Below are 23473 nucleotides of genomic sequence, written 5' to 3' on the forward strand. Positions count from 1 at the left end.
CTCAAACAACACCAGCACACCCAACAACCACAACTTTCAAAGTCACGGCCGTCTAAGCGGCGGAACCAGAGACTACAACACAACGTAAACCAAAGTCAAACCCAAGTTCAACCAGCGTTTACCTTGAACACGTAACCTCATGAAATTAACTCGTTCCCTCTCGCCAGCCCCTCAAGGCCGCTCGAAGCAACGGATGAAGATATAACCACGAACTCACAAACAACACAAACACCCAGGCAGATGGCGGTTTCTGCCTGGGTGGTGTCGTCGATAAGCAGTTGCTTATGCGCGCTTAGCGCCTGCGAAGTTCTTCTTGCCTCGGCGCAGGACCAGCCATGTGCCGTGGAGGAAATCCTGGTCAGACGGCGCCCACGCCTCGTCTTCGACGCGCTCGTTGTTCACGTACACGCCACCTTCCTTGATGGAGCGGCGCGCTGCACCCTTCGACTCTGCAAGACCAGCACCGACGAGAAGCTCCACGATATCCGTGGTTTCGCCGGCTGGGATCTCAAAGACAGAGGTTTCAGAGACTGCCGATGCGAGGGTCTTCTCGTCGAGGTCAGTAAGTTCTGCGCGACCGAACAGAGCTTGCGATGCGAGTTCGACAGCCTCACGGGCTTCCTTGCCGTGGACCAGATCGGTCATCTCCTGCGCCAAGCGACGCTGGGCTTCACGCTTGAATGGGCGCTCCGCCACTTCGGTCTCCAGGCGGTTGAGCTCTTCCTGGTCAAGGAAGGTGAACCAACGCAGGTAACGGATGACATCGGCGTCCGCAGTGTTTACGAAGTACTGGTACCAGGTGTACGGACTGGTCATCTCGGGATCCAGCCACAGCGAGCCGCCACCAGTGGACTTGCCGAACTTCTTACCTTCGGAATCCGTCACCAGCGGAACAGTCAACGCGTGAACCTGCTCGCCGTCCATACGACGATTCAGGTCAACGCCCGCAACGAGGTTGCCCCACTGATCGCCGCCGCCAACCTGCAGCACGCAATTGTGGTTGCGGCGCAGCTGCACGTAGTCATTCGCCTGCAGCAGCATGTAGGAAAACTCGGTGTAAGAAATGCCGTCGTTCTCCAGACGACGCTTCACCGTGTCGCGGCCGAGCATCGTGGACAGCGAGAAGTGCTTGCCCACATCACGCAGGAACTCGATAACGCCAAGGTCTTTAATCCAGTCGTTGTTGTTGACCAGGCGTGCTGCATTGTCGCCATCAAAGTGCACGAAGCGCTTGAGCTGGCCGCTGATCCGGTCCGCCCAATCACGGACGGTGTCCGCGGAGTTCATAGAACGCTCCCCCACATCGCGGGGGTCACCGATCATGCCGGTAGCGCCACCAGCAAGCACGATCGGTGTGTGGCCTGCTTCTTGGAAGCGGCGCAGCATGAGCAGCGGAACGAGGTGGCCGGCGTGCAGCGAGGGACCAGTCGGGTCGAAGCCGCAGTACAGCACGATCGGCTGCTCGGTTTCCTTCCGCAGTGCGTCGAGGTCCGTGGACTGGTTGATCAGCCCGCGCCACTCAAGCTCATCAATGATGTTTTTGCTCATTGGGTTTTTCTCCGTCTTCTACTTTGCCGAGATGTATGGCTCTGCTTCGTCGATGAGCAGAACTGGGATGCCGTCGTCAATGCGATAGGCAATGCCGAGGCGTTCGTTGACCAGCAGCTCCCGCTCTTGGTCATACTCCAGCGTTCCCTTGTCTTTGGGACACGCGAGGACGTTAAGAAGCTTCGGATCCAGACTCATGCTTTCGGATCGTACCCGCTGCCTCCGTGGTAGCTGTCGTCGAGTCCGGGCAACTCACCGAGCTCTTGACGCAGGAACTGCGCTTGTGAATCCATGGCGCGCAGATTGTCGTCCAAAATCCCCTGCTGCACCCGCTCAGCAGCGCGAGTGAGCGTGGTTAAAGAGTCCACAACCACGCTCACCGCAGACTTGTCTCGGTACTGAGGGGCATCAAGGTACGTATCGACGACCTCCGGGTAGTACACATTGACTACATTCCACATCGTCTGCCGGTGCTTAGGCGTCGGCTCGAGGTGTTCCCACTCGGACAATACGAACTTGGAGGCTTTTTCAAACGCTCGCGCCTGCATCATCACCTGACGTGGTGGCTTCGCCGATTCCAACCGATCAGTCGTTTGCCGCAGCGCATTCTCGAGAACTTGCGACGTGGGCAGGGTTGGTGCTGCTGGAAGTTCCTTGGTTTTCCGGGACGGCGCAAGAGCCGCGCCGGCGCCATACGCGGCCGCCGCGGCGACCGGCCAGAACAGTCCGATACCTACCGCAATATGAACCACAACCACGAGGGTAGCCAGCACCAACCCAAGCTGGTTCTTGGGTGAGGCGAAATACCGGGCTGCTTTTCCCGCAGACGAATTATTGGAATCCACGAATCTCCTTAAAGGCAGCAGCCAGGTCGCCACCAAGCGCGTCAAACACCTCACCACCGGTGAGATCTGCAAGTGCTTGCATCTCTATCGCATTAGCATCGCCGTACAAGATAACGAACACAGGCACGTTACGCAGCTGTTCTGGCAATGCTTCATACTGCCTCTTGAATTCGACATAGTCTGGGGCAACGGTGCTTTCACCATCACTCAGCAAAACTATCGACGGAATACCTCCGTTCGGGTCCGTATTCCTCAATGCCTTCAGCAAGGTTTCATACACCGCGGTTCCGCCCTCAGCCTGGAGACCATCGACGAAGTCAGATAGTTTTTCAGCAGACTTCGGATCTTCCCGGGAGAAGCGAACTGTCAACGGTTCGTGTGGTGCGAAATCAAAGGCTTGCAACGTGACGGTTTCCCGGTCGCGTAGGGAGACGTCACCGGTGAGTGTTGAAGCGGAGCCGTCGATAAGCGAGTGCATGATGCTTTTCAGCGACGCCAACCGCTGCCCTTCCATCGACCCGGAAGTATCTAGCACAAACGTTGTTCGTCCTGGTTTGCGGTAGGAGTTGTCGTACGCATAAAGCAGCTCATCGACGACTCCCTCGTTGGCTGGGAACGGCAGCTCGATGACGTGTTGGTTGGCTATCTCCACCGGCACGTTATCCACGCCGGTCACAGGCCTGCGATAGGTCTGAGCGATGTCCTCTTGGTGTTCCAGGAGCCAGCGCGACAGCTCTTCTACCCGACCCCGCGCGTCTGCATGCGCAGGGTTAGCCAGTGCCGATAACGGGTAATCTGCGGAAATCACGCCATCGGCGGGGACAACAACCTCAATAGGCACACCTTGGGCCTTTAGCTGGTGAAGTGTTGCTTCGTAGTTGATGATGCCATCGCCTCGGGACGAATCATTGACAAACGTCTCAGCCAGCCACCCGGAAGAACCGGAAACCATAGATTGCGCTTCGAACATTTCCTTGAGCTGTGGCCCAACGCGCTCCAAGTCAGTAGGGGAAATCGCATCGCCGGTGTCTGCGAGCGCAGTCGCCACCGAGACGAGTGCGGAGAATCCCGAGTTCGAGGCTTGCGGGTTGGTCATCCCGAACGTGAACTTGCCGCTTGCGGCAGCGTCGGCAAACTCGGCCCAGGTGGGCTGCTTGGTGTCCCAGCCGAGACGCTTTGCGCTGTCCTCCCATACACCGAACGCGACGGGGCTTGTGGCAATCTTTGTCTCACCGTCCAACTTGTCGGAGGCGCCGATCAGGTTGACGTAGCGGTTCGTAGCAAACCATGTGGCATCCACTTCCCCATCGAAACCTCCCTGTTTGAGCGTTTGGGAGTTTTCTAAAGTTCCGCCGGGGAACTGCATGTCGATAGTGAAGCCGAGCTCCTCTGCTGCACGATCAACCAATTCTTCGAGGTCTTTGAGCTCGGTTGCAGCGACAATGGTCAGATCGGCATTACCGCTGGGCCCTGCGCCGGATGTATCAGGAGTATTGGAAGTGCCTTCTTCGAAAGTGCTACACGCGACGAGCACCAGAGACATGAACGCAGCAAGCGCCGCGACGAGGCGATTCATTATTCCTCCTCCTTCACCGGTGCGGGTGCTCCGCCATAGCGTTGACCGACACCGTCGATGAGTTGTTCAAGCCTGTCGTAGGAGGGTGGGTCGATGGAATTGACGTAATCCGCAGGCGCATCGAGCCCTCGATCCTCCATCTCTTGGGCCAGGTTGCCTGAGGTCGCGGGCCGGAATCCGTGGTACGCGGCCAGCCTTTGTAGCTCGGGGTCGTTGGTGAGCAGACGACCGAGTTCTCTACCGCCCTCGCTCACCCCGACGATGCCGTGGTTAGCCAGCACTGTCGGACTGAGTTGCAGCAGCACCATATCGTCGCGGATTCGGGAATTATCTCGCATCTGCTCACCAATGAACTGTGCTTCGTACACCATCACCATCGGTACCGCTCCCATGCCTTGGCTGAGGTAGTCCGCAAAAGGGCCAGAGGATGAGGCTTCGCTGTATCCCTGAGCGGTGAAGAAGGGCGCGATCTCGTCGACAAGAAAACCAACGTCATTGGCGCGATCGGGTTCTCGCTGTGCTACCTCCCACGCCAACAGCGACAGATACATCGCGGCGGAGTTTGAGGTGCGGATATCTGTCGAGCGGACCTGTACATTGCGTGGCGACGGAAACGCGTCCCCGAGGTCGCGCCATCGTTTTCCGGAGCGGGCCAAGTCCATGTACTTGTTCACGTCCAGTGTGTAAGCGCCGTTCTGCTCAGCCACGACTCCCTCAGCTACCAGTAGATCCGCAATCGGCTTCCAGCTCGCTACCGCCATCGGGGAGAAAAACGGGAAATCCACCGAGTAGCCACTGCCCTGTTCGCGCACCTTTTGCGTGGCAGGCCCGGAAGACGGGAAAACGAAATCTTGTGCGGCAATATCCGTGGTGGTAGCTATCTGGCGGGACCCCGCTGTTGTCACGCTGACGCTGTAGCCCAACGCTGCAAGTCTGTCCTTGACCTGGGGATCTTCAAAGAAAGCCCGCTTTTCAGAGCCGATCACTCCGTGGAGTTGCTGCACGTCTCCATGAGACTGGCGATTTGATTCAGCGCCACTGTCTTTTTCGTCGCCATCACTGCCAAAGGGAAGAAGCCCCCGGCCTAACGCAACTGCGGCGATGACCACTGCAATAAAAATGAGGCCAAGCACCACGGAGACTGACCGTCCCCGGGGCTTGGCTTCATAGGTATTTGGCGCATCCATATCCCAATGCTAAAGGGAAACTCTGAACTGCGCTCTGCGAACGTGTATTTACTTCTTCCGAACTGGCTGCTCTGCCCACTGACGCGCAGCCTTGTTCGCTTCGCGGACACGCCCCCGCTGCTCCACCACACGCGGTTTCGCAGTACCGCCGCGGGTATCGCGGGATGCGACCGCCCCATCGACAGTAAGTACCTCGCGCACTTCGGGGAGCAGACGCTTATCGACGCCCGCTAGCTCCTCATCCGTCAGATCCACGAGATCGACACCACGGGATTCTGCGATGCGAACGCAGGCTCCCGAAGCCTCGTGTGCTTCGCGGAATGGAACGCCCTGGCGCACCATCCATTCGGCAAGGTCGGTGGCCAATGTGAACCCTGCTGGAGCCAGTTCGCGCATGCGGTCTTCGTGGAACGTCAACGTGGAAACCAGTCCAGTGAACGCCGGCAGGAGGATGGAGAGCTGCGTGACCGAGTCGACCAACGGCTCCTTGTCTTCCTGAAGGTCACGGTTGTACGCCAGCGGCATGGCCTTCAGCGTGGCGAGCAAACCGGAAAGGTTACCGATCAAGCGACCAGCCTTGCCACGGGCAAGTTCCGGAACGTCCGGGTTCTTCTTCTGCGGCATGATCGACGAGCCGGTCGACCACGCGTCATGCAGCGTGACGTAGCCGAACTCTGGCGTGGACCACGCGATGATCTCTTCGGCGAAACGAGAGATATCAATCGCAATCTGTGCCAGGACGTACGCGGATTCTGCAGCAAAGTCGCGCGAGGAGGTGCCGTCGAGCGAGTTGTCGGTTGCCGAATCGAAACCAAGCTCCTCTGCGATCGCCTCTGGGTCGAGGTGCAGCGACGAACCAGCCAGCGCTCCGGAACCGTACGGCGAGACTGCCAGTCGCTTGTCGGCATCCTTGATCCGGTCCAGGTCACGCAGCAGCGGCTGGGCATGCGCCAACAGCGAGTGCGCAAGCAGGATCGGCTGTGCTGCCTGGAAGTGGGTCTTGCCAGGCATGATCGCGTCTGGGTGGGCTTCCGCCTGTGCGACGATCGCGTCGATCAGATCGCTGACATCGAGTGCGACACCCCGCAGGGCATCGCGCAGCCACATCCGGAACATGGCCGCAACCTGGTCGTTGCGGGAACGTCCAGCACGCAGGCGACCACCGATCTCGGGCCCGACACGGTCGATGAGTCCACGCTCCATCGCACCATGGACATCCTCATCGGTCGGCAGCGGACCGAACGAGCCGTCGGCTACGTCGCGGCCAAGTTGGTCTAGGCCGTCGAGCATGACGGCGAGGTCGTCGTCGCTAAGCAAACCTGCCTTGTTCAGCACCTTCGCGTGTGCCTTGGATGCGAGCACATCGTATGGCGCAAGCACCCAGTCAATATGGGTAGACACGGACAGGGCGAACATGGCTTCCGACGGGCCGCCGGAAAAACGACCGCCCCAGAGCGCACCTTCGTTTGTCTTGTGCTGCTCCATTTACTTGCCGGCCTCGCGGTCGCGCTTGTTCGCGATCTGGGAGGACAGACCGTGCAAACGCACGAAGCCCTTGGCCAGGGTCTGGTCGAAGGTATCGCCGGTGTCGTAGGTAGCCAGGTTGAAGTCGTACAGCGAGTGGTTGGAACGACGGCCGTTGACCGTGATCTGGCCAGCGTGCAGGACCATGCGGATATCGCCGGTGACGTGCTCCTGGGTGGACTCGATGAACGCATCCAGGGAGCGCTTCAGCGGGCCGAACCAGAGGCCGTCGTACACCTCCTCGGACCAGCGTGCATCGATAAGACGCTTGTAGCGAGCCAGCTCGCGCTCAACGGTGACGTCCTCAAGAGCCTTGTGAGCGGTGATCAGCGCGACGGCGCCCGGCGCTTCGTAGACCTCGCGGGACTTGATGCCAACCAGACGATCCTCAACCATGTCGAGACGGCCAACACCCTGGGCACCTGCGCGACGGTTCATCTCTTCGATTGCTTCGAGGACCGTGACCTTACGGCCGTCGATGGCCACCGGCTTGCCGGACTCGAAGGAGATGATGACCTCGTCGGGAGCATTGCCGAGCGCCGGGTCCTCGGTGTAGGCGTAGAGGTCCTTTGTCGGCGGGTTCCACAGATCCTCAAGGAAGCCGGTCTCAACTGCGCGGCCCCACACGTTCTGGTCGATGGAGAACGGCGACGCGGCAGACTGCTCAATCGGCAAGTTCTTGCCCTCTGCGTACTCGATGGCCTTATCGCGGGTCCAGGCATAGTCACGAGCCGGAGCGATGATCTCCAGGTCCGGATCCTGGTTCAGGAATCCGACCTCGAAACGAACCTGGTCGTTGCCCTTGCCGGTGCAGCCGTGGGCGACGTGGGTGCCGCCGTACTTGTGACCAGCCTCAACGAGATGCTTGACAATCAGCGGGCGCGAAATCGCGGAAACCAGCGGGTACTCGCCCTGGTACATACCGTTTGCCTTGATGGTGGGCAGGCAATACTCCTCGGCGAACTCATCCTTGGCGTCCACAACAATGGACTCCACTGCACCGCAGTCCAATGCGCGCTGGCGCACTGATTCCATGTCCTCGCCGCCCTGTCCAAGGTCGAGGGAGACCGCGATCACTTCACCGCCGGTCATTTCAGCCAGGTATGGGATAGCAACGGACGTGTCCAAACCGCCTGAATATGCAAGAACAACGCGATTAGTCATGGTAGAACGATTCTCCTTCAAAAGATTTCATGAATAGTATGAGGTTACCTGCAGGGTAAAACTTTTTAGTCGCTGCCCCGGGCGTGTCCGCCGAAGAGTTCCACGGCAAGTTCTACGCCGGTGAGCGGTTCGCGTGCAAGAACAAAAATTGTGTCGTCGCCAGCAATGCAGCCGACAACCTGGTCGAGGCCTACGCGGTCAATGTAGCTGGCCAGGTACTGCGCCGCACCTGGGGGCGTGCGCAGCAGTGCAAGTTGACCCGAGCCATCCGCGGATACGACCAACTCGTCGATCATGCGGCGGAGCTTCTCACGGGGGCCAGTCTGCGCGTTTTCAAAACCATCGGCATCGCCGTTGATCGTGTAGTAGGCACGGCCGCCGCCAGATGGGCGGATCTTCTTCGCACCAAGTTCATCCAAGTCCCTCGACAGGGTCGCCTGCGTAATGTCGATGCCTTCTGCGAGCAGCAGCTCTGACAGCTGAATCTGCGAGGAAACACGAGTCTGCTCAAGCAACTCGAGGATCCGTGCTTGGCGTGCGGTACGGGATACAGGTTGGGACATTATTGGTGCTCCAGAAGCCAGGTCAGCAACGCTTTCTGCGCATGTAAACGGTTTTCAGCCTCGTCGAAGACGCGCGACTGCGGGCCATCAATGACCTCCGCGGCGACCTCGTTCCCGCGGTACGCGGGAAGGCAATGCAAGAATATTGCATCGTTTGCCGCGCGCGCCATCAGGTCCGCATCAACCTGGTAGGGCAAGAACGGTGTGCGACGATCCTTGCCGTCTTCTTCCATGCCCATCGAGATCCAGGTGTCGGTGATCACCACGTTTGCGTCTTCAGCAGCTGCAACATCATCAGTCACGGTGACTCGGGCGCCGGTTTCTGCGGCGCGCTTCTTGGCGCGCTCGACAAACTCGGCACGCGGCTGGAATTCCTTGGGCGCGATAACAGTGATGTCCATCCCCGCTGTAGCGAAACCGATCAGGTACGAGTTAGCCATGTTGTTGTCACCGTCGCCGAGGTACACCGCTTTCAGCCCCTTCAAACCAGCGGCACCTTCCTCGGGGCAGAACTCCTCGATGATGGTTTGCAGGTCCGCCAGGATCTGGCATGGGTGCAGGTCATCGGTAAGTGCATTGACCACAGGAACGGTGGCTGCCTCAGCCATGTCCACGAGGTTCTGGTGATCGTAGGTGCGCCACACAATTGCCTGTACGTAGCGGGACAGTACGGCACCGGTGTCCTGGAAAGATTCGCCCTTGCCCATCTGTGCGTGCCCAGTCTCAGTCACGATCGCCTGGCCGCCAAGTTGCGCAATACCGGCGTCGAATGAGAACCGCGTACGCGTCGAGGTCTTGTCAAACAGGACTGCCACTGAAAGCGGCCCTTCCAACGGCCTGTGCGACAGCGGAGCCTTTTTCAGCTCCGCTGCGAGTGCAAGGACTTCAGCCTGTTCTGCTGGGGTGAGATCGTCGTCTGCGAGAAAATGACGAGCCATTGGTCTAGTTCCTTTCTGCGGCTTGTACGATTGCGGCTGCGAGACGCTCAACCGCCTGCTGGATCTCGTTGTCGCTAATTACCAGGGGTGGGGTGAGTCGGATGACGGTGTCGGACGGCGCGTTCAGAATGACGCCGTGTTTGAGCCCATGCTTGACGACGAGCTTCGCAACCGGTTGCTCCAGCACAACGCCCAGCATGAGTCCCCGGCCGCGCACTTCCGCGACGCCGGGAACGTCCGTGGTTTCGTCGATAAGCACTGCTGCTTTGCGACGAACATTGGCCAGGAACCCATCGTCAATAGTGTCCAGCACCGCGTTGGCCGCAGCGCAGGCGACAGGGTTGCCACCGAAGGTTGTGCCGTGGCTGCCCGGAGTGAACAGTGTCGCGGCTTTACCGCGGGCTATCGTCGCGCCGATGGGCAGTCCCCCGCCGAGACCTTTGGCCATGGTGATGACATCCGGCACGACCTCTGCGTCTTCGAAGGCGAAGAAGGTGCCGGTGCGGCCGACTCCGGTTTGGACCTCGTCGGTGATGAAGAGAATGCCGTGCTCGTCGCAAAGCGAGCGCACCGCCTGCAAGAAGCCTTCGGGCGCCGGGATGACGCCGGTTTCGCCCTGAATCGGCTCCAAGATGATGGCGGCAGTATCGGTAGGGTTCTGCTCAACCAGAGCCGTCAGCGCATCAATGTCGCCATACGGGTAGAACTCCACGCCGGCGGGCAATGGCGCGAACGGGGCCTGCTTCTCTGGCTGTCCGGTCAGCGCGAGCGAGCCCATGGTGCGGCCGTGGAAACCATGCTCGGCTGCGAGGATGCGCCCCCGACCAGTGAGACGGGCAAGCTTAAACGCGGCCTCGTTGGCCTCTGCGCCGGAGTTGCTGAAAAACACACGGGCGGTCTCGTCGCCGACGCGTGCGCGCAGCTTCTCCGCTACTTCAACCACCGGATGGGAACCAAACAGGTTAGATACGTGGCCGAGAGTGGCCACCTGCTGCGACACCGCCTGCACGATGGCTGGGTTGGCATGTCCCAACGCGTTCACGGCGATGCCTGCGAGCATGTCGATGTACGTTTTCCCGTCGGCATCGGTGACGGTAGCGCCATCGCCAGAGACGAGTTCAACCGGCGGGGCTGGGTACGTGTCTAGCAGTGACTCCGACCAGCGTGTAGCGAAGTTGCTCATGCCTCATCCTTCCTAAAGATTGTGCCGTCTGGGTAGTGGGTGCGGTCGTAATCGTCTGGAAGCACCATCGTGCCCACACCACCCATGGTCAGTAGTTCGAGAAGCACTGAGTGGGCCACACGACCATCAATAACGTGTGCCGCTTTCACCCCGCCCTGGACCGCGGTCAGGCAAGCTTCCATCTTCGGGATCATCCCGGTGTCTAGGCCCGGCAGCATCTTCTCAAGCTCGGCCGCCTCGATCTTGGACAAAAGCGAATCGCGGTTGGGCCAATCGGTGTAAAGGCCCTCCACGTTGGTGAGAACTACGAGGCGTTCCGCGCCGATCGCAGCTGCCAGCGCGCCTGCGGCTTCGTCAGCGTTGATGTTGTAGACCTCGCCGTTTTCGCCCGGAGCGATGCCAGAGACGACCGGGATACGGCCGGCGTCGATGATGTCCATCACCGCTGCCGGATTCACGTCGGTGATGGTGCCGACCAGCCCGATATCGACGAGCTCGCCTTCCACTTCGACCTGACGGCGCTTGGCCGTAAACAAGCCGGCATCCTCGCCCGAGGTGCCTACGGCGTACGGTCCGTGCGAGTTAATCTTGCCCAGAAGATCTCGGCCCACCTGCCCAAACAGCACCATGCGCACGACATCCAGGATTTCCGGCGTGGTGACGCGGAACCCGCCGACGAACTCGCCGCCGTCGAGGCCCAAACGCTTGAGCATCGCGCTGATCTGCGGCCCGCCGCCATGTACGACCACGGGCTTCGCGCCCACAGTGCGCAGAAACACCATGTCTGCGGCGAACGCCGCCTTGAGGTCTTCATCAATCATGGCGTTACCGCCGTACTTCACCACCACAATCTTGTCGCGGTAGTGCTGCAGCCACGGCAGTGCTTCGGCAAGGACGGTGGCGCGCTGTTCACTCGTTAGATTAGGCATCAACTCACCCACCTCCTAGCTCGAGTACGCGGAATTGATCTCGACGTAGGCGTGCGAGAGGTCGGTTGTGCGCACGGTTGCGCTGCCCGCTCTCCCGGTGCCCAGGTCCACAACAACGTCGATGTCGGCTCCGCTCAAGTCAACGTCGCGGGCGCCCGGTGCGCCGGTCGACTGCTCGCAAACGGTCTGACCGTTGAAGGTTACGGAGATGTTCTCCGCATCCATCTCGGCATCGGCCATACCTACGGCTGCCAGCACGCGGCCCCAGTTCGGATCGGAGCCGAACATCGCAGTCTTGACCAGGCTGTCACGGCCGATCGCGCGCGCTGCGTTGAGCGCTTGTGCATCGTCGAGCGCTCCTTGGACGGTGATCGCGACACGCTTGGTCACGCCTTCCGCATCCGACTGCATCATCGCCGCTAGCTTCGCGCACGCTTCGTGCACTGCGGCGTTGAGTTCTGCTTGCGTTGGGGCCACGCCACTGGCACCGCTTGCCATTGCGACGACCGTGTCGTTGGTGGAAGTCGAGCCATCAATATCCAACGTGTTGAACGTCGTGGCACAGGCTTGCTCGAGCGCAGCCTGCAACGTGGCGCTGTCAGCCTTTGCGTCGGTGGTGATGCAGACAAGCATCGTCGCCAGCGACGGCGCCATCATGCCGGCGCCCTTTCCCATCGCCCCCACAGTCCAGCCGTCGCCCTTGACGACGGCTTCTTTCGCCACCGTATCTGTCGTCCGAATCGCGTCCGCAGCACCCGCTCCATCATCGCCGAGTTGCTTGACGACGACACCGATACCGGCTTCCACCTTGTCCATCGGAAGTGTGTCGCCGATCAGCCCCGTCGAGCAGACCGCAACGTGGGCTGGGTCGACCCCGATGCCTTCTGCGGTAAGACGCTGCATGGCCTTTGCGTCTTCGTATCCTTGTGCGCCGGTACACGCGTTCGCGTTTCCCGAGTTCACAATCAGAGCCTTAATGGTGCCGCCAGCTGCAGTCTCACGGCTCACTTTCACTGGCGCTGCAAACACTTTGTTCCGAGTAAATACGGCTGCACCAGCGAACTCCGGGCCTTCGTTGACAACCAATGCGAGATCACGGTTGCCAGACGCCTTGATCCCGGCGCTGATACCTGCAGCGCTAAAGCCCTTCGGGGCGGTTACTCCGGTGGTGGTCATGAATTGTTCGTTTTTCCTTTCAACAGGGGTGGAGAGTCGTTGTGAAGTGGCGGTTACGGAGCCACCGCAGCTCGCGATAGTCCTGCCCCTTCGTCCCACCCGAGTGCAAGGTTCATGCATTGCACAGCGGCACCACCAGTGCCCTTGGTCAGGTTGTCGATGGCACTCGTCGCCACCAACTTGCCGGCGTGCTCGTCCACTGCAACCTGCACGGCACACATGTTCGCGCCCACGACATGCTGGGTCTGCGGCTGCGAGCCTGCCGGAAGCAGCCTGACAAACTGTTCTCCCTGGTACGCCTGTTCGTACGCGCTTTTTACCGCCTCTGCTGTAACGCCCTGCGCCAATGGTGCGGTCACTGTGGTGAGAATCCCGCGCGGCAGCGGTGCCAGTACCGGGGTAAAGCTCACGGCAACGCTGGTGCCAGCAACCGACTCAAGGTTTTGTTGGATCTCTGGTGTGTGCCGGTGCGTCCCGCCGACGCCATAGGCTTTCAAGGAGCCCATCGTTTCCGCGCCAAGCAGATCGACATTGGCCTTCTTGCCGGCACCGGATACACCGGTAATAGCAACGATGGTCAGATCAGGCTCCACGAGCCCCGCTTCGAGTGCCGGCCAGGCCGCAAGCGTTGCCCCAGTGGGGAAACACCCCGGGACAGCGACACGGTTTGCCCCCTGCAGGGCGGCCCGCTGACCCGGCAGTTCGGGAAGCCCGTAAGGCCAAGATCCTGCATGCTCAGAGCCGTAGAAACGCGTCCATTGCTGCGCATCGCGCAACCGGAAATCTGCAGCGCAGTCGATCACGACGACGTCCTCGCCGAGCGCCTGTCCGATCTCGGCGGAGTGGCCGTGCGGCAAGCCGAGGAACACAACATCGTGGCCAGCGAGCACATCGATTGTTGTCGGCTCAATGACCCGATCTGCAAGTTCCGGCAGATGCTGCATAAGATCGCCGACCTGCTGGCCAGCGGTTGATGCTCCGGTTAGCGCACCAATCTCTAACGTTCCCGCCAGGTAGGCGGGGTGCCCGAGCAGCAGACGGAGAATCTCACCGCCTGCGTACCCGGTGGCTCCGGCGACCGCAACCTTGATCACACTTTCTGACATAGCGGACAGTGTATCAGTTATGCAGTGCGCCGTAAGTTATTCACGGATTAATATTTACCCGCGCATTTCTGCGCCGAAGCGCTCCTTAGCCAACTCGGCTGCCTTGAGGCGAGCCTCCGAGCCTTCCTCTTCCTTCAGCGTGCGATCGGGCGCACGGAAGGCCAGGCCGAATGCGAGAGACTTCTTGCCCTCGCCGAGGGATTCCGAACGGTAGACGTCGAAAAGCGTTACGTCCTCGACAAGCTCACCTGCGCCCTCAACGAGAGTGCGACGGACGTCTTCAGCCGGAACTTCCTCATCGACGACGAGCGCGATGTCCTGGTGCAACAGCGGGAACGACGACAGGCGCGGCGCCGGAAGACGCTCCTCCAGCGGGATCGCAGTCAGGTCGAGCTCCATCGCGCACGTGCGCGCTGGCAGGTTTAGCTTCTCCAGAATCTGCGGGTGCAGCTCGCCAGCATGGCCAACGACGATACGGTCGCCAGCAGCATCGCGGACAGAGAGTTCCGCACAGCGCCCCGGGTGCCACGGCAGAACCTCGGCAGCGACGATGTCGAGTTCAACACCGCATGCGCGGGCGACGATCTGCGCAGACTGGATCGCGTCCGACCACTCATAGGCGCGCCCATTGCCCCACGGCCCCTCGAGCTCAACGTTGCCGAGCGCCACCGTTGCGGCATGCAGATTCTGCTTTGGCAGCGACTGAATAAGTTCTGCGACAACGTCGTCTGCTGGACGCTGGGTAACGGCCGGCAACGGCGAAACATCCGCGCGCTTCTCAGAGGTCTGTGCAACCGAGTAGAGCGCAATATCGCCACGGCCGCGGGCAACATTGCGGCCTGCTGCCTCGAGCATCGACGGCAGAAGCGTCGTGCCCAAGATGCCGTAGTCAGCATCCAACGGGTTCTGCACCTTCACCGTGTTGCGGCGCGGATCGTCTGCGTCGAGCCCCCACACGTCGAACGTGTCGTTGGCAATAAACGGCGTCGGGATGATCTCCGCGTAGCCGGAGTACGCCAGCGCGTGCGTGACCGCGCGACGGCGACGCTGCAGCGGGCTCAAGCCGCGACCACCACGCGGTGTTGGCAGGATCGACGGGATATCGTCGAGTCCCTCAAGGCGCACGACCTCTTCGACAAGTTCCACCGGAACGGTGATATCGGTACGCCATGTCGGCGGCGTGACCTGAAGGTTCTCACCCTCGCCTGCGATAGTGCAGCCGACCTCCTCAAGACGGCGCACAACCGTATCGCGGGAGTAGTCCACACCGATGAGCTCCGACGGGCGCGAGGCACGCATGGCAATCGGCTCACGCGGTTTAACGTCACCGACAAGCGTACGGCCAGCCTCGATCGAGCCGCCAGCGATCTCGACGAGGAGCGCACAAGCGGCATCCAGAGCGACCTCGACGATGGCGGGGTCAACGCCGCGCTCAAATCGACGAGAGGCCTCCGAGCTCAGCTTCAGGCGACGTGCAGTACGAGCAACAGTCAGCGGATCCCAGGTTGCAGCCTCGAAGTGGACGTTCACGGTGTCGTCGGAAATCTCCGACGTCGTGCCACCCATAACGCCGGCGAGGGACTGGATGCCGTTGTCGTCGCTGATCACCACATCGTCTGCGGTCAGCGTCCGCTCAACGTGGTCGAGCGTTTCAAACTTCTGACCGACCTCAGCAGTGTGCACCCGTAAGCCGCCGGAGATCTTGTCGGCGTCGAATGCGTGCATCGGCTGACCAAGCAACAGCATGACGTAGTTAGTCACGTCAGTCGCCGCGTTTACAGAGCGAACACCGCTGAGCATGAGTTCACGCTGCATCCAGAACGGTGCCTGCGCCTTCGGGTCGATGCCCTTCACGGTGCGCAGACCGAAACGCTGCGCCTTCGTCGAGGCCTCAACCTCGACGGGGATGCTCTCGCCTGCCGGCTCCGGAACAACAGACATATTAACGCCTGCGATCGACGGATCCTGCGCGACATCCTTAAACGCCAGGTCGAAGGCGGATGCGATCTCACGGGTCAGGCCGCGCGCAGACAGTGCGTAGCCACGGTCCGGGGTGACGTTGACCTCGAACACGGTGTCGCCGGAGCCGAGGATCTCGCGAGCGTCATCGCCCGGGGTCGCTGCCCCCGCCTCCAGTGTGATGATGCCTTCGCTCTTTGTAGCCAGGCCAAGTTCTGCTGCGGATGCCATCATGCCGTTCGAAATGTGGTCGTAGGTTTTGCGCGCGGAGATAGCAAAGCCACCTGGCAATACCGCACCCGGAAGCGACACGATGACTAGGTCGCCTTCCTTGAAGTTTCGCGCGCCACAGATGATGCCCTGCAGTTCACCTGTGCCGTTGGCCTGTCCGACATCAACCTGGCAGTAGCGGATGGGCTTCTTAAACCCGGTCAGTTCCTCGATCTCGGCTACTCGGCCAATGACGAGCGGGCCGGTCACCTCAGGCAGCGGCTCGTAGCCCTCGGTCTCAAAACCGACGCGGACAAAACCGGCGTCCAATTCCTCGTCGGTGGGATTGAAGCCCTGGTTGCCTGCCTGATTAAGCAGGCGGGTGATCCAATTCTTGGAAATAAGCATTCTTGGTTCTCCTTTTACGCCTGCACGCCGAACGGAATAGTGAAACGGACATCGCCTTCGACCATGTCGCGCATATCCGACAGGCCATTGCGGAACTGCAGCGTGCGCTCAAGGCCCATGCCGAACGCAAAACCGGTGTACTCCTCCGGGTCGATGCCAACAGCACGCAGCACGTTCGGGTTGACCATGCCGCAGCCGCCCCACTCAATCCAGCCAGCGCCGCCCTTCTTGTTCGGGAACCAAACGTCCACCTCGGCAGACGGTTCGGTAAACGGGAAGTAGTTCGTACGCATACGGGTCTTGGTTTCCGGGCCGAACAGCACCTTAGCCAGGTGGTCGAGCGTGCCGCGCAGGTGCGCCATCGTCAGTCCCTTGTCCACAGCGAGACCCTCCACCTGGTGGAACACAGGGGTGTGGGTGGCATCGAGTTCGTCCGTACGGAACACACGGCCCGGGCACGCAATGTAGATCGGCACATCGCGCTCAAGCATCGTTCGCACCTGCACCGGCGAGGTGTGTGTACGCATGACCTGCTTGGAGCCTTCTTCGCCAATGTAGAAGGTGTCCTGCAGTGTGCGGGCCGGATGGTCCGGAATGAAGTTCAGCGCGTCGAAGTTGAAGTACTCCGCTTCAACCTCGGGGCCTTCGGCCACTTCCCAACCCATGCCGATGAAGATGTCGGCGATGTGCTCCGACAGTGTGGTGATCGGGTGCATCGCGCCGGCGTGAGCGCGTGCGGTAGGCAACGTAACGTCAACCTTTTCCTCACGCAGCTGCTTCTCGCGGTGCTCTGCTTCGCGGACCTGGCGCAGCTGGGCATAGACCTTTTCGGCGCGGCCACGCGCCATGTTCACAAAGCGACCAGCGTTCTTACGCTGATCCTTCGGAATGGACCCCAGCGACTTGCGCGCCTGCATGATTGGGGCCTTCTCCCCCAGGTGCGCGCGATGTGCCTCTTCGAGTGCTGCGAGATCCGCAGCTGCTTCGAAAGCAGCAACCGCGTCGTCTGCTGCCTTGTTCAGGGCTTCCTCGGTCAGTTCAATATCCGGAAGTTGTGTTGCGTTGTCGGCCACGCTTACGCTCACCCGCGCCTTTCCACAAGTGCTCTGCAGCTCAGGGCGTCTGCAGCGATGTCGGTTCAAAAGCGTCCACCACTTTACCCGTGGAGCCGACACATGAATGCGCTAGGGGGACATGCGATAGGTGTCGGTATCGTGATTACCTTTCGTCTGCGTCGAGCGCCTTGGAGGATTCCCAGAGGCACATGGATGCAGCGGTAGCGAGATTCAGCGATTCCGCGCTGCCCTTAATCGGGATGGAGATCCGGTGATCAGCATTGGTGAGAAGCTCATCGCTAAGCCCGTGGGCCTCGTTGCCAAACAGCCACGCTGTTGGGCGTGCAAGCACCTCGTCCGCTTGCGCGAGGGATGTCTCCCCCGACGCCGAGGTTGCCACCGTAGCTAATCCTGCAGAATGCAGCTGCCCAATTACCCGGTGGACATCACGGTCACGTGCCACTGGTACGTGGAACAACGATCCTGCGGTGGAACGCACCACTTTCGGCGACTCTGGATCGACGGTGTCCCCAGCGAAGATGACTGCATCCGCACCCAGCGCATCTACTAGGCGGATGATCGTGCCTGCGTTGCCCGGGTCGTTGGTCTCCACACACACTGCGACTAGACGGGGCCGGCCCTTGAGGATCGACGGCACCGTCCACAGCACCGGCCTACACACCGCGAAAATACCCGTGTTGGTCACCGCGTCGGCGAGGTGCTGAGCAGCTTTGTCGTTGATGGCATGCGTGTAGACATCCATGTAGCCAGCGGCGCGAACGATTTCCTCGAAACGCTCAGCCGCTGCTTCGGTGACAAACAAGTCTGTTGCTGCACCCGTAGCCACCGCCGCTTCCACGGCGTTCTCCCCTTCCGCGAGAAAAGCTTTTGCTTTGCGACGACCCGCCGCGCGTTTCAGCTTCGCAGCGTTGACCACACGCGGGGTGCGCTCAGTAAACGGCTGCTCAAAATCCAATGCCATGGCCGATTACCTTACCGCGAACAAAAACCGCCCCGTCCCACCTGGTGTGGTGGGACGGGGCGGTGTGTCGTCGAAAAGCGAAAGCGCTTACGCAGCGTTCTTCGGAGCGTTGACGTCCTCCGGCAGAGCGTTCTTTGCAACCTCGCACAGGGCGGAGAATGCAGCGAAGTCGCTGACAGCGAGCTCGGCGAGGATCTTGCGGTCGACCTCAACCTCAGCCAGCTTCAGGCCGTGGATGAGGCGGTTGTAGGTGATGCCGTTCATGCGGGCACCAGCGTTGATGCGCTGGATCCACAGCTTGCGGAACTCACCCTTGCGCTTACGACGGTCGCGGTAAGCGTAGGTCTGGGAGTGCAGCCACTGTTCCTTAGCCTTGCGGTAGAGGCGGGAACGCTGGCCACGGTAGCCCTTCGCGGACTTGAGGATTGCGCGGCGCTTCTTCTTAGCATTGACTGAACGCTTCACACGTGCCATGAGTCAAACTTCCTTTTCTTATCTCGTAATCGGTTGATTGATCGGGCAGTGCTTAGGACATGCCGAGGAGGCGCTTTGCGCGCTTGACGTCAGCCTTAGCGACGTCGGTGGTGCCGGAGAGCTTGCGGCGACGCTTCGAGGAGAGCTTCTCGTTCAGGTGGCGCTTACCAGCCTGCTCGCGGCGCAGCTTGCCCTTGCCGTTGACCTTGATGCGCTTTGCGGTGCCCTTGTGGGTCTTCTGCTTCATGGTGAAAGCCCTTCAGAGTGTCGGTTATTTCAAAACTTACTTTTTGCCCTTGCGAGCCGGTCCGAAGACCATCGTCATGTTGCGGCCGTCCTGCTTCGGGCGGGACTCGACCACACCCAACTCGCCGATATCCTCAGCGAGACGCTCCAGCAGGCGGTAGCCCAGCTCAGGGCGGGACTGCTCGCGGCCGCGGAACATGATGGTGACCTTGACCTTGTTGCCCTTCTCCAGGAAGCGCTCAACATTGCCCTTCTTGGTCTGGTAGTCGTGCTCATCGATCTTGGGACGGAACTTCTGTTCCTTGACCACGGTCTGCTGCTGGTTCTTACGGGCCTCGCGGGCCTTCTGATCCTGCTCGTACTTGAACTTGCCGTAGTCCATGATCTTGGCCACAGGCGGCTTAGCGTTCGGCGCCACCTCAACCAAGTCGAGATCCGCTTCGTACGCCAGCTTGCGGGCATCATCCGTACGGACAATGCCGACCTGCTCGCCGGACGGGCCGACAAGGCGAACTTCGGGGACGCGGATTCGATCGTTAATCCGAGCTTCAGCGCTGATGAGAACTCCTAGAGACTTCGAGAAACAATGTCGTTGCCGCTCTGGGTCACATTCGGGGTGATCTCACGCGAAAAACCCGCTCACCGGAAACGGTGGCGGGAGATCGTCCAGGTATGCCAACATGTGGCACACCGTTTGACCCGTATCCAACTGTGCTTTACAGCAAGCGGCTTGGGGTGGGATTCACTCCTCTTGTGGCCCGCGTGCCCGTCAAATGGTCACGCTGGGCGGTGCGGAGTGAATAGTACACGCATCACACGCGTGTACCAAATCGACCTTCCCTACCCTTTTGCCAACACATTCTCGAGGAACTGGCCGGTAAAGGATCCGTCGACCTTGGCCACCTCTTCCGGGGTGCCCTGCGCGACTACGGTGCCACCGCCTGAGCCACCTTCCGGGCCCATGTCGATGATCCAGTCGGCGGACTTGATCACATCCAGGTTGTGCTCAATGACCAGTACGGTATTGCCCTTCTCTACCAGACCATTGAGCACCAGCATGAGTTTACGGATGTCTTCGAAGTGCAGGCCGGTCGTCGGCTCGTCGAGAATATAGATCGTGCGACCATTGGAGCGCTTCTGCAGCTCCGCGGCGAGTTTCACGCGCTGTGCCTCACCGCCGGACAGCGTGGTTGCGCTCTGCCCGAGTCGGACGTAGCCGAGACCGACATCTACCAGCGTTTGCAGGTAGCGGTGGATCGAGGTGATCGGCTCGAAGAACTCGGTTGCCTCGGAGATCGGCATGTCGAGCACCTCGGCGATGTTCTTGCCCTTGTAGCGCACTTCGAGCGTCTCGCGGTTGTAACGTGCACCCTGGCACACTTCGCACGGGACGTAAACGTCCGGCAGGAAGTTCATCTCGATCTTGATCGTGCCGTCGCCACGACAAGCCTCACAGCGGCCGCCCTTGACGTTGAAGGAGAATCGCCCGGTCTTGTAACCTCGAACCTTCGCCTCCTGAGTCTCGGCGAACAGGTTACGAATTTTGTCAAACACGCCCGTGTATGTCGCGGGGTTCGACCGCGGCGTGCGCCCAATCGGGCTCTGGTCCACCTGCACGAGTTTGTCCAGGTGCTCCAGGCCTTCGACCTTCTTCACGCGCCCGGGCACTTGGCGCGCACCGTTCAGTTGGTTTTGCAGGGTTTTCGCCAGAATTTGGTTCACCAGCGTCGACTTGCCCGAGCCCGATACACCCGTGACAGCCACAAGTACGCCCAGCGGGATACTCACATCGACGTTGTCTAGGTTGTTCTCGCGGGCACCAACAACCTTGAGCATGCGCTGCGTATCGACGACACGTCGCTGCTCCGGAACCTCAATCTTCTTACGTCCCGCCAGGTAATCACCAGTGAGCGAGTCCTTCGCCTTCAGGATGCCCGCCGGGTCTCCCTGGTAGACCACCTCACCGCCATACTCGCCAGCCTTGGGTCCGATATCGACGAGCCAGTCAGCCTCACGGATCGTGTCCTCGTCGTGCTCGACTACAACGAGCGTGTTTCCGAGGTCGCGCAACTTCTTCAGCGTTGCGATCAGGCGCTGGTTGTCACGCTGGTGCAGGCCGATGGATGGCTCGTCAAGCACGTACAGGACGCCAGCCAAACCGGAGCCGATTTGCGTCGCCAAGCGAATGCGCTGTGCTTCACCACCGGACAGCGTGCCGGCAGAGCGCGCGAGCGTCAGATAGTTCAGGCCGACGTCGAGCAGGAAATGCAAGCGCGCCTGGATCTCTCGCAGCACTGCGCCAGCAATCATTTCCTCGCGGTAGCCCAACACCAGGTTGTCCAGGTACTCGGACGCATCCTCGATGGACAATTCCGTCAGCCCTGCGATGGACTTCTCCCCGTGCGTCGTTGATGCGAGACGCACTGCGAGGATCTCCGGCTTCAGGCGGGCACCCTTACAGGTCGGGCACGGCACCTCGCGGGTGAACGCAAGGAGGCGCTCTTTTTGCGTATCCGATTCGGCCTGTTCAAGCTTGCGCTCGATGTAGCCCACAATGCCCTCGTAGGCGGCGGTGTAGGAACGTTGACGGCCGAAGCGGTTCTTGTACCGGACGTTGATCTTGGTCGACGAGCCGTGAATCAGGTGTTTTTGCTGCGTCTTGGTCAGCGAGCTCAGCGGTGCGTTCGCATCAAAACCTTCTTCCTTCGCCAGCGCTTCGATGAGTTTGGTGAAGTACTTCTTGTTCGGGCTCGAGTTCCACGGCTGGAACGCGTCAACCGCAGGCGCATCTGGGTCGGGAATGATCAGGTCAACATCAATCTCTTTGCGCACGCCAAGGCCGTCGCAGGCCGGGCAAGCGCCGAATGGCGAGTTGAACGAGAACGCGCGCGGCTCGTACTCCTCCACGTTGAGCTTGTGCCCGTTCGGGCAGGCCATCTTCTCGGAGAAGATCTGTACGCGCTCCGGGTCGTCAGCGTCGAGATCCACAAAGTCGAAGCCCACGAGGCCGTCCGCCAGCTTCAGCGCTGTCTCCACGGAGTCAGTGAGACGCTGCTTTTGGCTCGCCTTGACCATCAAGCGGTCCACCACAACGTCGATGTTGTGCTTGATCTGCTTTTCCAACTTCGGCGGGTCGGTGAGTTGGTAGGTCTCCCCGTCCACGTTCACACGCGCATAACCCTGGGCGGCGAGGTCTGCAAACAGGTCCTGGAACTCACCCTTACGCTTGCGCACGATCGGCGCAAGCACCTGGAATTTCGTGCGCTCTTCGTACTCCAGGATCCGGTCAACGATCTGCTGTGGGGTCTGTCGCTCAATCACAGCGTCACATTCCGGACAGTGGGCGGTACCCGCACGCGAGTACAGCAAACGCAGGTAGTCGTAGATCTCAGTAATCGTGCCTACCGTCGAGCGCGGGTTGCGGTTGGTTGACTTCTGGTCAATGGACACCGCTGGGCTTAACCCATCGATGTAGTCGACGTCGGGCTTGTCCATCTGCCCCAGGAACATGCGGGCATAGGACGACAGCGACTCAACGTAGCGGCGCTGGCCTTCGGCGAAGATGGTATCGAAGGCCAGCGAGGACTTGCCCGAGCCCGACAGTCCGGTGAACACCGCCATTTTGTCGCGGGGCAACTCGACATCTACGCCCTTGAGGTTGTGTTCCCGAGCACCACGCACAATAAGTTTGTCGGCCACGTCTTCGCCTTTCGTCGATTCGTACTCCCAAGAAACTACCAACGTCGCGCGCTATACAAACATTCCTTACTACTGTGGCGGGCATGAGTACTTCGCTGAAGCTGCACCAGGTTTCCGTATCCGCCATGGACAACAACTGCTACCTTCTCTCTTCCGGGGAGCAAGGTTTGCTTATCGACGCCGCCGATGAGCCCGAAACCCTCTTCGCCATGGCCCGCGACGCCGGCGTGGAAATTACCGCGGTTCTCACAACACACCGCCACCACGACCACACCCGCGCTCTGGAAGCAGTGCTGGAGGCAACCGGCGCCACACACTACGCACCGTTTTTGGATGCCCCGGCACTTCCCGTCGCCCCCGATGTGGAACTGCGCGACGGTGACACCATCGAGTTCGCCGGCCATCGCATTCCTGTGGGTATCTTGCGCGGGCACACTCCCGGCGGCGCGTTTATCGCGGTAGACATCGACGGCACCCCGAACCTTTTCGTGGGCGACTCCCTATTCCCGGGGGGCTTGGGCAAAACCCAGTCCGAGGGTGATTTCGTGCGACTCTTCAACGATGTGAAACAGAAGCTTTTCGACGCCTTCCCCGACGACGCAATCGTTCGCCCTGGCCACGGAAAACCCACCACGCTGGGCGCAGAACGGCCGCACCTTGACGAGTGGTGGGAGCGTCGCTGGTAAGTGGCGTTGTGCAAT

General features: G+C 60.5%; 21 protein-coding genes. 1 reads left to right on the top strand and 20 read right to left on the bottom strand.

Features of this window, described 5'->3' with window-relative positions; translation table 11 throughout:
* Positions 1 to 282: 282 nt before the first annotated feature.
* The 20 genes from tyrS to uvrA form a co-directional block, all read right to left on the bottom strand.
* On the bottom strand, positions 283 to 1548 hold the full coding sequence (tyrS, locus tag HMPREF2734_RS03365; RefSeq protein WP_070422900.1) for a tyrosine--tRNA ligase: 1266 nt from the start codon (positions 1546 to 1548) through the stop codon (positions 283 to 285).
* 18 nt (positions 1549 to 1566) lie between these two features.
* Entirely contained in the window at positions 1567 to 1746 is a 180-nt protein-coding gene (locus tag HMPREF2734_RS03370) for a Trm112 family protein (protein ID WP_070422901.1), read from the bottom strand.
* Positions 1743 to 2393: a hypothetical protein gene (locus HMPREF2734_RS03375; protein ID WP_070422902.1), complete on the bottom strand. Its 651-nt coding sequence runs from the start codon at positions 2391 to 2393 to the stop codon at positions 1743 to 1745. Before HMPREF2734_RS03375 ends, HMPREF2734_RS03370 begins: the two co-directional genes overlap by 4 nt.
* Positions 2380 to 3969, bottom strand: a complete 1590-nt coding sequence (locus HMPREF2734_RS03380; protein WP_070449945.1) for a VWA domain-containing protein — start codon at positions 3967 to 3969, stop codon at positions 2380 to 2382. The genes HMPREF2734_RS03375 and HMPREF2734_RS03380 overlap by 14 nt, the downstream gene beginning before the upstream one ends.
* A complete protein-coding gene (locus tag HMPREF2734_RS03385; RefSeq protein WP_070569199.1) occupies positions 3969 to 5156 on the bottom strand; it encodes a hypothetical protein in 1188 nt (395 codons plus the stop codon). Before HMPREF2734_RS03385 ends, HMPREF2734_RS03380 begins: the two co-directional genes overlap by 1 nt.
* A gap of 48 nt (positions 5157 to 5204) precedes the next feature.
* Complete coding sequence (gene argH / locus HMPREF2734_RS03390) at positions 5205 to 6641, bottom strand: argininosuccinate lyase (RefSeq protein WP_070569202.1); 1437 nt, start codon at positions 6639 to 6641, stop codon at positions 5205 to 5207.
* Complete coding sequence (locus HMPREF2734_RS03395) at positions 6642 to 7844, bottom strand: argininosuccinate synthase (RefSeq protein WP_070422906.1); 1203 nt, start codon at positions 7842 to 7844, stop codon at positions 6642 to 6644.
* 65 nt (positions 7845 to 7909) lie between these two features.
* The gene (locus HMPREF2734_RS03400) at positions 7910 to 8407 is read right to left on the bottom strand and encodes an arginine repressor (protein ID WP_070449951.1); all 498 of its coding nucleotides are present in this window, start codon (positions 8405 to 8407) and stop codon (positions 7910 to 7912) included.
* Complete coding sequence (gene argF / locus HMPREF2734_RS03405; protein ID WP_070569205.1) at positions 8407 to 9345, bottom strand: ornithine carbamoyltransferase; 939 nt, start codon at positions 9343 to 9345, stop codon at positions 8407 to 8409. Before argF ends, HMPREF2734_RS03400 begins: the two co-directional genes overlap by 1 nt.
* Positions 9346 to 9349: 4 nt before the next feature.
* Positions 9350 to 10528 carry an acetylornithine transaminase gene (locus tag HMPREF2734_RS03410; protein WP_070569208.1) on the bottom strand — a complete coding sequence of 393 codons (1179 nt, stop codon included), beginning with the start codon at positions 10526 to 10528 and terminating at the stop codon, positions 9350 to 9352.
* A complete protein-coding gene (gene argB / locus HMPREF2734_RS03415; protein ID WP_371326033.1) occupies positions 10525 to 11457 on the bottom strand; it encodes an acetylglutamate kinase in 933 nt (310 codons plus the stop codon). Before argB ends, HMPREF2734_RS03410 begins: the two co-directional genes overlap by 4 nt.
* A 15-nt stretch (positions 11458 to 11472) precedes the next feature.
* Entirely contained in the window at positions 11473 to 12633 is a 1161-nt protein-coding gene (gene argJ / locus HMPREF2734_RS03420; protein ID WP_070569210.1) for a bifunctional glutamate N-acetyltransferase/amino-acid acetyltransferase ArgJ, read from the bottom strand.
* A gap of 53 nt (positions 12634 to 12686) precedes the next feature.
* Positions 12687 to 13739: an N-acetyl-gamma-glutamyl-phosphate reductase gene (gene argC / locus HMPREF2734_RS03425; RefSeq protein ID WP_070569213.1), complete on the bottom strand. Its 1053-nt coding sequence runs from the start codon at positions 13737 to 13739 to the stop codon at positions 12687 to 12689.
* 54 nt (positions 13740 to 13793) lie between these two features.
* Entirely contained in the window at positions 13794 to 16316 is a 2523-nt protein-coding gene (pheT, locus tag HMPREF2734_RS03430) for a phenylalanine--tRNA ligase subunit beta (RefSeq protein ID WP_070569216.1), read from the bottom strand.
* A gap of 14 nt (positions 16317 to 16330) precedes the next feature.
* Positions 16331 to 17401, bottom strand: a complete 1071-nt coding sequence (gene pheS / locus HMPREF2734_RS03435) for a phenylalanine--tRNA ligase subunit alpha (protein WP_083308063.1) — start codon at positions 17399 to 17401, stop codon at positions 16331 to 16333.
* Positions 17402 to 17534: 133 nt separating this feature from the next.
* On the bottom strand, positions 17535 to 18353 hold the full coding sequence (locus HMPREF2734_RS03440) for a TrmH family RNA methyltransferase (RefSeq protein WP_070422915.1): 819 nt from the start codon (positions 18351 to 18353) through the stop codon (positions 17535 to 17537).
* Positions 18354 to 18440: 87 nt separating this feature from the next.
* On the bottom strand, positions 18441 to 18827 hold the full coding sequence (gene rplT / locus HMPREF2734_RS03445) for a 50S ribosomal protein L20 (RefSeq protein WP_070422916.1): 387 nt from the start codon (positions 18825 to 18827) through the stop codon (positions 18441 to 18443).
* A gap of 52 nt (positions 18828 to 18879) precedes the next feature.
* Positions 18880 to 19074 (bottom strand): 50S ribosomal protein L35, encoded by a 195-nt coding sequence (gene rpmI / locus HMPREF2734_RS03450; RefSeq protein WP_070422917.1) that lies wholly within the window; start codon positions 19072 to 19074, stop codon positions 18880 to 18882.
* A 36-nt stretch (positions 19075 to 19110) separates the two neighbouring features.
* Positions 19111 to 19632, bottom strand: coding sequence for a translation initiation factor IF-3 (infC, locus tag HMPREF2734_RS03455; RefSeq protein WP_083279489.1), 522 nt, complete (start codon positions 19630 to 19632; stop codon positions 19111 to 19113).
* A 281-nt stretch (positions 19633 to 19913) separates the two neighbouring features.
* Positions 19914 to 22772, bottom strand: a complete 2859-nt coding sequence (gene uvrA / locus HMPREF2734_RS03460) for an excinuclease ABC subunit UvrA (protein WP_070569222.1) — start codon at positions 22770 to 22772, stop codon at positions 19914 to 19916.
* Positions 22773 to 22855: 83 nt separating this feature from the next.
* Between uvrA and HMPREF2734_RS03465 the strand changes: the two genes are divergently transcribed.
* Positions 22856 to 23458: an MBL fold metallo-hydrolase gene (locus tag HMPREF2734_RS03465; RefSeq protein WP_070483619.1), complete on the top strand. Its 603-nt coding sequence runs from the start codon at positions 22856 to 22858 to the stop codon at positions 23456 to 23458.
* Positions 23459 to 23473 lie beyond the last annotated feature (15 nt).

It is taken from the genome of Corynebacterium sp. HMSC055D05, from assembly GCF_001810365.1.
GTDB lineage: Bacteria > Actinomycetota > Actinomycetes > Mycobacteriales > Mycobacteriaceae > Corynebacterium > Corynebacterium coyleae.